The following is an 11,914-nucleotide window of genomic DNA, read 5'->3' on the forward strand; positions in this document are numbered from 1 at the left end:
GCGCTTTAGGCGAACCAAATCCCGTAATACATTCGCATTCCTCCCTCCTATTGGGTCACAGCCGAACGTAATCACAAACCGCTCAGCTTGTCATCCCCTTTTGAGACTTCATTTACTCAGACAGCAAATCTTCGCGTTTCAGTTTAAACCCTGACTCGATCCATCTTGCCTCGAGCTCGGCCAGTTTCCGACCCAGCGCCGGGCCGGTAAAGTCCGGTATCAGATCTTGCGCCTTTACCGGGAATTTGGCGCTTGCCCCGCGTTTCAAATCCCTTGCCATCTGATGTGACCATGGATGCTCCAGAAATGCACAACGCAACAGTGTTTTGTGCAATCCACCTTCGATGCCGTAGCGAAATCCAAGTTCGGCAACACTTGCCGGACTCATCGCTTCGTCCCTCATCCTTGTCAGCCGGTGCAGTTGAGCGCGGCTGAGGCGCAAGGTTTCCGCAACTTCGGGCCTGGCGATGGCAGCCAGTCGCCGAACAGGATCGGGGATCGCACCCGCATCATTTTCAGCTGCAACCAGGATTGGAAGCGGTCGATCTTCAGAGCCCGGTAGTACACTCGCCAGAACACCGGCTTGGCGCATTGCCGCGACTGAAGGTGCAGGATCCGGCGCGCCCAAGAGTTTCAGTAGCTCTGCCCCAACCCTTTCCCGCGACAGCCCGATTAGCCCGCCAAGATTTTCAGCAATCGCAGATAGCGCGTCGGCATCAAATCCGGCCTCGGCGTCGCCATACCAGGCGTGAAACCGAAAATATCGCAGCGAGCGTAAGTAATCCTCGCGGATTCTGTCCCGAGCCGTGCCAATAAATCGAACCTTTCGCGCCAATAAATCCGGCATGCAATTCAGTGGGTCCAGAATAGAACCGTCCGGCCGGGCATAAAGCGCGTTCATCGTAAAGTCGCGGCGAGCGGCGTCTTCCTCGACCTTCTCCGAAAAAGCAACAACCGCGCGGCGACCGTCAGTTTTTACATCTCGGCGAAAAGTTGTGACTTCGTGTGGTACACCATCGCTTACAACGGTAATTGTTCCATGCTCAAAACCGGTTGGGATCGCTTTCAGCCCCGCCGCCGCAGCCATGTGAATGACCTGTTCCGGATGCGCATCTGTGGAAATGTCTATATCCGTTACTGGCACCTGCAGGATCGTGTTTCGTACACAGCCACCGACAAAAAAAACCTGCGCACCTCCTGCTGTCAGTGCGGCACAAACCGCCTGAGTAGCCGGTTTGGTTATCCATTCTTCGGTGATTCGATTCATTCGTTTACCTGCGCCGCCAGCCCTCGCAGAATGCGGGCCGTGGCGCCCCAAATGTAATAAGGCCCGTATGGTACGGTAAAGTAATATCGCTTTTGGCCGCGCCACCGACGAGATTCGATCACGTAGTTCGCGGGGTCTAGGACATGCGCAAGCGGAACCGAGAAGACCTCTTCTACCTCGCCAGGTTCTGGTACAGGGTCGAACGGACGATCAAGCACAGCAATAACTGGGGTCACCGAAAAGGATGTAACGGTTTCATGGGTCGGCAGACGTCCCAGAATACGTGGAAATTCCAGCGGTAGACCGATTTCTTCCTTTGCTTCGCGTAGTGCGGTCGCAGTGACATCCTTGTCACCTTCATCCTGCTTGCCGCCCGGAAACGCGATTTGACCGGGGTGGTGTTTTAGTGCCGACGACCTTTTGGTCAAAATTAGGCGCGGATCACTTTCGGTCACCATTACTGGAACAAGCACCCCGGCAGGGCGCAGTTTGCGCCCCGCGGGCAGATTAACTTCCGGGTTCAGATCAAAATCGCTGGACCCGGCTCCTTGGCGACTCAGAGCCGCCTTTAGTTTCGAGATCGTATCAGACGCCATCCGCGTCTTCGGCATCAAAGCCGACCGTTCGAGGGTCCAGCACATAGTGAGCACCACAGAACTGGCAGTCCGCCGTTACACTGCCGTCTTCCGTCGTCATCTTCTCAATGTCCTGAGCGGAGTAAATTGAAAGGCTTTGCCGGACGCGGTCCTCGGAACAGGTGCACCCAAACTGCACAGCCTGCGCGTCATAGACGCGCGGCTGTTCTTCGTGGAAAAGCCGAACCAACAAATCTGTGGGCGCCACGGATGGTCCGATTAGCTCCAGGTCGTCAACTGTATCCAAAAGGATGTTGACGCGTTCCCAGTTTTCTCCCTCTTCTCCGTCAACTAGGTCAGAAGCGGTCAGAATCTCTCCGTTACCGTCCTCCGAGGCAGCAAATGGTGACGCCTTAGGCATGTGTTGCAACATGATTCCACCCGCACGCCAATGTTCTCCAACTTTCGGCTCCGTCGATTTGCCAAAGCTTAGTGAAAACCTTGTCGGTAATTGTTCGGACTGCGCAAAATACGCCTCCGCACACGCGCTCAGCGACCCTCCGGCAAGCGGCGTAATTCCTTGGTAGGGCTGCGTACCTTCGCCTTGGTCAATCATGATCGCAAAGTAACCTTCACCGACCTGATCGAACGGCGCATTGTCGGTCAATCGATCCCTGTCAAAACTGGCATAGGCTCTGATCTGCGCAGGTTGCCCTTCTTCCTGAGGCGCATAATAATCAGTCGCTATCATTCGCACTGCGCCTTTGGACTGAACCTGAAGCGACAGTTTCCAGCGCAGAGATACGGTCTGGCCGATTAACGCGGTCAACAAGGCCATTTCGGCTACCAGAGCCTCGACGGTATCTGGGTACTCGTGCTGCTTAAGGATTCCGTCTAGTACGCCATCCAAGCGCGCCACACGGCCACGCATATCTGATACATCAAGTTGAAAGGGTAGGACGGTATCGTCCCACGCGATTTTCGTTCCAAGAGACATGGGGTTTCCTTACACGCCAAGGGTTGGCATACCGCCACCATATAGGTTGAACGGACTCGGTTGAAAGGGGCCATACATGATCAGGCGGTTTGGCGAAAGCCCCGAACGGGGCCGAAATTATACCCGCCGGATTGGAGTGTATTCACTTTTGCCGCAAGGAGATCGCCTTTTGCTGACCTGCCAAAGGCAACCTGATCCGGATTTGCAACTGCCAGGCGGTGGAATTGACCCGGGCGAGTCTCCAGTCGCCGCTTTACATCGTGAAGTGTTCGAAGAAACCGGTTGGTCAATCGCTACGCCACGCCGTGTCGGCGCATTTCGCCGCTTTGTCTTTATGCCTGAATACGATCTTTGGGCCGAAAAAATATGCCTGATTTACTGCGCCCGTCCGGTCCGATGCAAAGGCCTTCCAACAGAACCCTTCCATGAGGCTTTGTGGATGCGAACTGCGGATGCTGCCCATTTATTGGGAAACGCCGGAGATCGGCATTTTGCGTCGCTGCTGCTTCGTGATCTTTAGGGACCATTGTATTCAAAGAAGACCGCCGAAACATCATCATCCATTCCGCCCTTGGGCGACATGGCTTGGGTCAACTGCCAGAACAAATCATCTAAAAACTCTGACCCCTCTGCCAAGGTTGCTGCGCATTCAAGGGCCATTCTTTGCAACCCGGTTTCGTCCAACAAACTTCCATTCAGCAGGCGGCATTCAGTAAATCCGTCAGAATACAAAAGTAACCTGTCGCCCGGTTCCAGAAAGACGTCGGTCTGTTGAAATGGCGCGTCTGGCAGCAAACCAATCGGCAAACCACCGTCGCCTAAAAACTCGGTGCTGCCATCACGCCTCAAAAGAAGTGGGTGAGGGTGTCCGGCCTGTACCATCTTGAGGTGCCCGTTCCTCAGGTCGACAGTGGCATATGCCATGGTGAAATATTCTTCAATTCCTGTGTCAGCCATCAATCGTGAGTTCAATACCTTTGCCACCTCCTCTGGTGGCAGCAAAGCGTAAAAACTATTGAAGCGCTGTTCCATCGCGACGTTTTGATCGAAGTGTTTGCTTGAAAGATATCCCCCCAGACGCGCTGTCATCATCGCCGAGGTTATACCATGCCCTGAAACGTCGATGCTGTAGAACCCAAGCCGATTAGCTCCTGGCGAAAACATCCCGACAAGATCTCCACCGATATGGCCGCATGGCTTCAGCAACAAACTGACCTTGGATGCGCCAAATGACGCCTTTAACTCTGGCACCAGAGATTCTTGAATTTTGCGCGCCTGCATCAAATCCTTGTCGATCGCGTCATGAGCCAGCCGCAACTCTTCCAGCGCGGCTTCAATCAGCTGGTTCTTCTCTGAAAGTTCGCGCTGCATAAGAAGTATGCGGGCCCCAGCGGCAATGCGAGCGCGCAACTCGTCAGCCTCCAGCGGCTTGATCAGGAAATCGTCCGCACCAGCATCCAATCCGCGCGCAACTTCCTGTTTTTCGCTTTTGGCTGTCAACAATATGAAATAGCTATAATGCCTGCTTTCCAATTCCCGGAAAGCTTTGCAAAATTCAAGTCCGCCCATACCGGGCATTACCCAATCGCTGAGGACCAAATCAGGCTGCTCCAACCTGCAGATGGCAATTGCTTGCTCGCCATTCTCAGCTTCGAGTACTTCGAATCCCCATTTCTTGAGAGAAGCCGCCAGAATTCGACGCTGCAGGCGGCTGTCGTCGACGATCAGCACCTTCCGAATCGCGCCAAAATCCGGCTCTACTCTGACCTCGGATTGTCTGATTCCCGGCACCATGTTTTCCCTGCTAGTCTTTTTCTCCTTCAGCTTATGAGCTGGGCACTTAATATCTGGTGAAACCCCGATCTTGCCGCCCTTAACGGGGTGTTTACCCGGAACTGAATATCGTCGGACACTCGAGGTAAAGGTGGGGGCAGGCCATGATAAATTGGCCCAGAGTCAAGCAGTTGTGGGACGAAGTGGGCAGTGATGAATTCGAGGCGATTCTACGGATTTTTCTACGGGAGGTGCAGGGCGTAATTTTACGTCTGCAACAAGAAACGGAACGCGGGCAAATTGAACAGAATTTGCACTTTTTAAAAGGTAGTGCTTCGAGTTTGGGCTTTGATCAGGTTTCCAAATTATGCCAGGACGGAGAAAGGCGCGCCGCCGCGGGTAATGAAATGGACGCGCACATTGCAGAGATTGTCGCGGCGTTTTATGCCTCGAAAACAGAGTTTGACACAAAACGAAAGAGGCACCTGCGCTGACTTAGATCACGAACTGTGCCAGCGTTTCGTCCTCGGTAATGTCGGTGTAGGTGAATCCAGCGTCATCCAAATGAGCTAGAAGGCGGACGAAGTTTTCAGGCTTACGCGTTTCGATCCCGATTAGAACCGAACCGAAATTGCGCGCAGACTTTTTCATGTATTCAAACCGGGCGATATCATCATCGGGACCTAAAACGCCCAGAAATTCTTTTAGGGCACCCGGACGCTGCGGTAGCCGAAGAATAAAGTACTTTTTGACGCCCAGATACCGTTGCGCACGCTCCTTGACTTCGGGCAAACGCTCAAAGTCAAAGTTTCCTCCCGAAGTGACGCAAACCACGGTTTTGCCCCGAACGAAACTTTGGACGTCGCGAATTGCTTCTATTGCGAGCGCCCCCGCAGGCTCCAGAACGATGCCTTCAACATTCAGCATCTCGATCATTGTCGTGCAAATTCGATCCTCGGAAAGAACAAGAACATCCGATAAGTGACGCGTCTTCAGTAACTCAAACGGTTTCGCACCAATCCTTCCTACAGCAGCGCCATCAACGAATGTGTCGATATGATCCAGCGAAACTGGGTGGCCAGCAGCGAGCGCAGCGCGCAAACAGGCCCCACCAGAAGGTTCTACGAACAGGCAGTGGGTGCGTTCTCCAAACCACGTCGCAACACCGGCGGACATACCACCGCCGCCGACCGGCAATATTATATGATCGGGTGTATCACTCAGTTGGGTTTCGATTTCGACCGCCAACGAGGCCTGGCCTTCAATCACGTCGTCATCGTCAAAAGGCGATAGAAAATATCCGCCTTGCTTGGTGCACCATGATTTCGCGGCGGCCAACGTGTCATCAAAGTAGTCTCCAATCAGATGAATTTCGACGTTATCGCCGCCAAAAATCCGGGTCTTCTGGATTTTTTGCTGCGGTGTTGTGACGGGCATGAAAATTACGCCTCTCAAACCTAAGTGTTTGCACATATAAGCCACGCCTTGCGCGTGGTTCCCTGCGCTTGCGCAAACGAAAAGGTCCTGTTCCGGCCGCTTGCGCATCGCGTTGTACGCACCGCGAATCTTGTAGGACCGCACCGGGCTTAGGTCCTCGCGTTTCAACCAGATTTCTGCACCATAGCGGTCTGACAGGTGCGCGTTCCTCTGCAGTGGGGTAGCGGGGAAAACAGATCGCATCGCCTGTTCAGCAGCTCGGGCGCGGGTCAAAAAATCACTCATAACCGGTTCACTGCCGTATCACTGTAGAAAGGGCAAGGAATACATATGTGTACGGATGCTCGGTGGGACCTGCTCATTTCGACGACTTGGACAGCCTCAGTTTGCCGAAATACAAGAATTCGCATTGAACATAACCAAGACGGCACTATACCGACCCAGATTTCTGGGTACCGGCTTTTAAAATCTGACAAATTATCGCCTTTAGATCGGCCCTAATAGCTCTTTCTGAGCCGACAGGTTAAGACTCCAGCTGGACTGAATTGCTTGGCATCTTCTCGTACAAGTTCCTTTGACACGTGACTTTTCGGCTCTGAATTTGCCCGGTTTGCTCGCAAATCTATCCATCCAACATTTCAAATCCTGTAGTGCGTCAATCCACGCAACTTGCCCCCACGTTCAAAACCCGCTAGGGGCCAATCGTTCTACGCATAAAGGGAAGTCAGATGTCCGCGCCCAAGAAAGTTGTTCTGGCCTATTCCGGTGGCCTCGATACCTCGATCATCCTGAAATGGCTGCAGACCGAGTATGGCTGTGAGGTTGTGACCTTCACTGCTGATCTGGGTCAGGGCGAGGAACTAGAGCCTGCCCGCAAAAAGGCCGAGCTGCTGGGGATCAAACCTGAAAATATCTATATAGAGGACATTCGCGAAGAGTTCGTTCGCGATTTTGTCTTCCCGATGTTCCGCGCCAACGCGCAATACGAAGGCCTTTACCTTTTGGGCACCTCGATCGCCCGGCCGCTGATCTCAAAACGCCTTGTAGAAATTGCGGAGGCGACCGGTGCGGATGCTGTTGCCCATGGCGCGACTGGTAAAGGCAATGATCAGGTCCGATTTGAGCTGGCTGCCTATGCGCTGAACCCAGACATCAAAGTTATCGCTCCATGGCGGGAGTGGGACCTTACAAGCCGTACAAAATTGCTGGAATTCGCTGAAGCCAATCAGATACCTATTGCCAAGGACAAACGCGGTGAAGCACCGTTTTCAGTCGACGCTAACCTGTTACATACGTCTTCCGAGGGTAAAGTTCTGGAAGACCCTGCCGATATGGCGCCAGACTATGTATACCAGCGCACCGTCCACCCCGAGGATGCCCCAAACGAGCCAGAATACATCGAGATCGGCTTTGAAAAAGGCGATGCCGTAAGTATCAACGGCGAAGCGATGAGCCCCGCAACGATCCTGACAAAGCTGAATGAATATGGCGGTAAGCATGGGATTGGTCGTTTAGATCTGGTCGAAGGACGTTTTGTAGGTATGAAATCACGCGGTATCTACGAAACCCCAGGCGGTACTGTCCTGCTGGAAGCGCACCGTGGTATCGAGTCGATAACCATGGACCGAGGCGCGATGCATCTGAAAGATCAGCTGATGCCGCAATATGCCGAACTGATCTATAATGGTTTTTGGTACAGCCCAGAACGCGAGATGTTGCAGGCTGCGATAGACAAGTCCCAAGAACATGTCACTGGGACCGTTCGCCTTAAGCTTTACAAGGGATTGGCCTCGACCGTGGGTCGCTGGTCAGACCACTCTTTGTATTCCGAGGCGCACGTGACGTTTGAGGAAGATGCTGGGGCCTATGATCAAAAAGATGCTGCAGGGTTCATTCAATTGAACGCACTGCGCCTCAAGTTGCTTGCTGCGCGGGATAAGCGTCTAAAATAAAAACACGCAAAAGTTGATTTTCTGTTTCTGAACACAACTTTTCCTAACAAATGTCCGTTTGATTTATTTCAAAAAGAGGCCGACTCCGCCGCGGGTTGGCCCTTTCTTTTTGGCAGCATGATTGAGGATCTTATGCACACGGACGGGGAATATAACCTTTCTGCTGATTTCGAATTTCGGGGAACAGCGAAAGAATTTTTTGGGATTTGGATTGTAAACCTGCTTTTGTCAATTCTGACTTTGGGCATCTACAGCGCTTGGGCCAAGGTTCGAACCAAAAAGTACTTTTACCAGAATACCTATGTCGCAGGGCGCAATTTTGATTTTCACGCCACTGGAAAGCAGATTTTGATAGCAAGGCTGATAATTCTTGTTTTAGTTATCGCCTCTGCTCTGCTGTCAATTATTCCGTTTTTGAACATAGTTTTGTCGCTGACACTTTTGATGTTGATCCCATACTTGTTGGTCAAGTCATTACGCTTCAATGCCCATATGACCAGCTGGTCCAACGTTCGGTTCGCCTTTAATGGTACAACCGGGTCCGCCGCTTTGAATTACTACCTTTACCCGATCATCGCCATATTGACGTTGTTTACAACGTGGCCCTTTGTGGCACGATCGGTTCAACGGTTTCACGTGAATGGGCACAAATTCGGGCAAACACCACTATATTTTGATAGCCCGATAAAACCGTTCTATACGGCGATGCTGGCAGCTTTTGCCTGGGTATTGGTAACCGTTATAACCTTGATAGTCATTCTCCAAATTTTCGTTGCCGCACTGACAATAATTGCCGCCCAAATGGACAGCGTCGCTGCTGACACGCAACTGCAGTTTTTTGTCGGCAGCACGTTCCAAATCATAACCATTTTGACTATCGGAATTGTGCCTTTTGGCATCATTCCCGCCGTGGCCATCTACCAAGCCATGTTGCGCAACACAGTCTACAATTACACTATTCTGGGTGAAAACCACCGGTTCTATTCGGATGTTTCTGCTCTAAGTTTGCTTTGGATTGACATGTCAAACTTTGTCGTCGTGGTGCTGTCGCTGGGTCTGATGCTGCCGTGGGCTCATGTCCGCCGCGCGTCGTACTTAGCCAGCCACACCACATTTGTCCCAGGCGGGCCGCTGGATGAATTCGTCGGCGAAATTACCGCTAACGTTAGTGCAATTGGCGACGCCTACGGTGATATCGAAGGATTCGATATCGGATTCGCGGTCTAAACGCATGGTGCATAACGCCCAAAACATTGACGCATCCGTCACCGGGCGCGCCTATCCGCCCCTCAGTTCACGAGAGATGGCGGCCCGCTTATCTGTCGACACCAATACGGCCTGGCTGATCGATGATGACGAACGGGTTATTGTGCAATGTGATCCCCTTAAACTGCAGCTAGGAACCCGCGTTGGCAGAGCAGAGCGTCACGTTGTTTTACCAGACGGCACCTTGTTTCTGACAAACCATCACGATGCGCTGGAGCACTTAGTTGGTGACCGTCGTGGATCGCTTCTGCACCGGTACGAGCGACTTCATCCTCGCCTGATGATCGTTCTGCTGGCCTGCCTCGTCGGAACTTGGGGTGTTTGGAAATACGGGCTGCCCATCCTCATGTCACTGGCGGTTTGGATGACTCCTCCGACCCTGATTGCGTCAATCGACAAAACCATCATGCAGACAATTGACGCGATTGCTGCGGAACCAAGTAGACTGCCGGACAAGAAGAAGGAAGAAGTTCAAATCAGCTTCGATCTGATTATTTCTGCTCTGGGATCGCAAGCAGGTGGACATGACTACAAGCTTGAATTTCGAAACATGCCCGGAATGGGCCCGAACGCGATGGCGCTGCCAAACGGTACAATCGTTATTACCGATGATCTCATCAATATCGCCTCACCAGACGCAGTCGCCGGTGTCATCGGGCACGAAGTCGGGCACGTGGCCCAGCAGCATGGGTTGCGCCAAATTTATCGCTCAGCTGGCGGTTTTGTCTTAATCAGCTTATTGGCGGGAGACACCGGACCAATCCTTGAGGACGTTTTACTGGAAGGCAGCCTGATACTGTCGCTTTCTTACTCACGTCAACACGAGCTTGCGGCAGACCAGTTTGGTGTCAGGTTGGCAGAACGCGCAGGTTTTGACCCCAAAGGACTGAGTGAATTCTTCGACTTAATGGTGTCGCATCATGGGGATCAGCACGGCAACTGGTTCAGCACCCATCCCGGGTTTAAAGAGCGGATCGAACACCTGGATGCCCTGACACACAACCGTTAGAGCGATAAAATCCTGTCACCAACCCGTGACAAACGATGACAGCGGATTGAAACGGGCAGAGTCCGAAGGCAGCCTTGTGATTGAAGGAGACTTGTCATGGACCGGAATGTTCGCACCAACTGCATTAAGCCTGCCTTGTTGTTTTTTTTGATTACTCTGGCAGCGATATTACGCGCCCTCCCCGCGCCGGCCGCGGGAACTGAAACACTGACAGTTGCAGGTGGGTGTTTCTGGTGCGTGGAATCTGATTTCGAATCCGTGTCGGGCGTAATTGGTGCCGTATCTGGTTATACTGGTGGTTCAACAGCCAACCCGACCTATGATCAGGTAACAAAGGGCGGAACGGGTCACTATGAGGCCGTCCAGATTACATTTGATCCAAATCTGGTTTCGCGCGCGAAGCTATTAGAAATGTTCTTCCGTTCCGTCGATCCAACAGACCCCGGTGGTCAGTTTTGCGACCGAGGCGAAAGCTATCGCACTGCAATCTTTGTCTCTAATTCAGGGGAAAAGGCGATTGCCGAGGCCGCTAAGGCTGATGCCCAGCGCGTACTGGGACAGACGGTTGTCACGCCTATCCTGAACCATTCAGCCTTTTACCCGGCTGAGGCATATCATCAGGACTACTATAAAGGAGACAAGCTTGTACTTACGCGGTTTGGTCCTAAACGCCAAAAGAATGCCTACAAAGCCTATCGCAAAGCTTGCGGGCGCGACGCCCGGGTCAAACAGCTTTGGGGCGGTAAGGCACCCTTTGCCGGATCTTAACCGAAACTCGCTTCGCGCACTTCTTTCAGATCTGGAATCACATCTGCTGTACCGTGTCGAGTCACCATAAGCGCCGCGGCGCGATTTGCTAGTACTATCGCCTGTGCCATTGGCATACCGCGGTCCATGCCTGACAGCACATAACCTGTGAACGTGTCCCCCGCCCCGGTCGTATCTACTGGTTCAACTGAGTGCGCTTCAAAATCAACAGGCTCGGAATCATGGTGAAAATACCGCGCGCCCATTGCCCCGAGTGTAACGATCACATGCTCCACCGGCAACTCTGACGGCGAGTTGCCGGTGGACTGTTTCAACTGTTCAGCCTCAACCTCGTTCAAGATCAGAAAATCCAAGTATGGCAGGACGGCCAGAACCGCGTCTGACTGAAATGGTGCCGCCGAGTAACATACGGTGAGGCCCATTTCGTGCGCCATTTTACCGGCAATTATCTGCGCGTTGGTTTCGTTCTGCATCACCAGCAGATCACCAGGATGCGCCGAGGACAACGCTCCTGCCAACAGGTCTTCGGAAATCGCATGGTTGGCACCCTGAAACAGGATTATGCTGTTCTCTCCATGGTCATCCACCGCGATTATGGCATGGCCCGTAGGGCTATCCACTTGAGCAATATTGCGTGTATCCACGCCGTATTCTGTCAGTCTTTCCTGTGCCCAGCGCCCATCAGGGCCAACTGCCCCGATATGCGAAACCCGCGATCCCGCTCTGGCGGCTGCGACGGACATATTTGCCCCCTTACCGCCAAGAAAACGGTCAAGCCCTTGCGCCGCCAAAGTTTCCCCGGGCCGGGGCAAGTGCGGCACGGAATATACCATGTCTGCGTTGATCGAGCCAAGATTCCAGATGGTCATA

General features: G+C 52.8%; 12 protein-coding genes. 6 read left to right on the top strand and 6 right to left on the bottom strand.

Annotation, left to right across the window (positions count from 1 at the left end; translation table 11 throughout):
* Positions 1 to 112 precede the first annotated feature (112 nt).
* From GOV45_RS19460 to GOV45_RS19470, 3 genes are read right to left on the bottom strand one after another with little or no spacing between them, the layout of a single operon-like run.
* Entirely contained in the window at positions 113 to 1,267 is a 1,155-nt protein-coding gene (locus GOV45_RS19460) for a CCA tRNA nucleotidyltransferase (protein ID WP_170480968.1), read from the bottom strand.
* Entirely contained in the window at positions 1,264 to 1,863 is a 600-nt protein-coding gene (locus GOV45_RS19465) for a CoA pyrophosphatase (RefSeq protein ID WP_170481285.1), read from the bottom strand. Before GOV45_RS19465 ends, GOV45_RS19460 begins: the two co-directional genes overlap by 4 nt.
* Positions 1,853 to 2,839, bottom strand: a complete 987-nt coding sequence (locus GOV45_RS19470) for an Hsp33 family molecular chaperone HslO (protein WP_170480971.1) — start codon at positions 2,837 to 2,839, stop codon at positions 1,853 to 1,855. Before GOV45_RS19470 ends, GOV45_RS19465 begins: the two co-directional genes overlap by 11 nt.
* A 76-nt stretch (positions 2,840 to 2,915) precedes the next feature.
* Here GOV45_RS19470 and GOV45_RS19475 point away from each other — a divergent pair, with 76 nt between their 5' ends.
* Positions 2,916 to 3,359 (top strand): NUDIX hydrolase, encoded by a 444-nt coding sequence (locus GOV45_RS19475; protein WP_170480974.1) that lies wholly within the window; start codon positions 2,916 to 2,918, stop codon positions 3,357 to 3,359.
* Here GOV45_RS19475 and GOV45_RS19480 read toward each other — a convergent pair.
* Positions 3,356 to 4,633, bottom strand: coding sequence for a PP2C family protein-serine/threonine phosphatase (locus GOV45_RS19480; RefSeq protein WP_170480977.1), 1,278 nt, complete (start codon positions 4,631 to 4,633; stop codon positions 3,356 to 3,358). The two genes, GOV45_RS19475 and GOV45_RS19480, sit on opposite strands and share 4 nt — an antisense overlap.
* Before the next feature lie 143 nt (positions 4,634 to 4,776).
* Between GOV45_RS19480 and GOV45_RS19485 the strand changes: the two genes are divergently transcribed.
* The gene (locus tag GOV45_RS19485; RefSeq protein WP_170480979.1) at positions 4,777 to 5,106 is read left to right on the top strand and encodes an Hpt domain-containing protein; all 330 of its coding nucleotides are present in this window, start codon (positions 4,777 to 4,779) and stop codon (positions 5,104 to 5,106) included.
* Position 5,107: 1 nt separating this feature from the next.
* On the opposite strand, the gene ilvA is transcribed toward GOV45_RS19485, so the two are convergent.
* Positions 5,108 to 6,334 (bottom strand): threonine ammonia-lyase IlvA, encoded by a 1,227-nt coding sequence (gene ilvA / locus GOV45_RS19490; protein ID WP_170480981.1) that lies wholly within the window; start codon positions 6,332 to 6,334, stop codon positions 5,108 to 5,110.
* A 443-nt stretch (positions 6,335 to 6,777) separates the two neighbouring features.
* Between ilvA and GOV45_RS19495 the strand changes: the two genes are divergently transcribed.
* The 4 genes from GOV45_RS19495 to msrA all read left to right on the top strand — a co-directional run bounded on the left by GOV45_RS19495 (position 6,778) and on the right by msrA (position 11,044).
* On the top strand, positions 6,778 to 8,001 hold the full coding sequence (locus GOV45_RS19495; RefSeq protein ID WP_170480984.1) for an argininosuccinate synthase: 1,224 nt from the start codon (positions 6,778 to 6,780) through the stop codon (positions 7,999 to 8,001).
* Positions 8,002 to 8,118: 117 nt separating this feature from the next.
* Positions 8,119 to 9,228, top strand: a complete 1,110-nt coding sequence (locus GOV45_RS19500) for a YjgN family protein (protein ID WP_254448050.1) — start codon at positions 8,119 to 8,121, stop codon at positions 9,226 to 9,228.
* A gap of 4 nt (positions 9,229 to 9,232) precedes the next feature.
* On the top strand, positions 9,233 to 10,276 hold the full coding sequence (locus GOV45_RS19505; RefSeq protein ID WP_170480987.1) for a M48 family metallopeptidase: 1,044 nt from the start codon (positions 9,233 to 9,235) through the stop codon (positions 10,274 to 10,276).
* Positions 10,277 to 10,372: 96 nt separating this feature from the next.
* Complete coding sequence (msrA, locus tag GOV45_RS19510; RefSeq protein ID WP_170480991.1) at positions 10,373 to 11,044, top strand: peptide-methionine (S)-S-oxide reductase MsrA; 672 nt, start codon at positions 10,373 to 10,375, stop codon at positions 11,042 to 11,044.
* Here the strand turns inward: msrA and GOV45_RS19515 are convergent.
* Positions 11,041 to 11,913, bottom strand: coding sequence for a ribokinase (locus GOV45_RS19515; protein ID WP_170480995.1), 873 nt, complete (start codon positions 11,911 to 11,913; stop codon positions 11,041 to 11,043). The two genes, msrA and GOV45_RS19515, sit on opposite strands and share 4 nt — an antisense overlap.
* Position 11,914: the final 1 nt, after the last annotated feature.

It is taken from the genome of Ruegeria arenilitoris (assembly GCF_013035425.1).
Lineage (GTDB): Bacteria > Pseudomonadota > Alphaproteobacteria > Rhodobacterales > Rhodobacteraceae > Ruegeria > Ruegeria arenilitoris_A.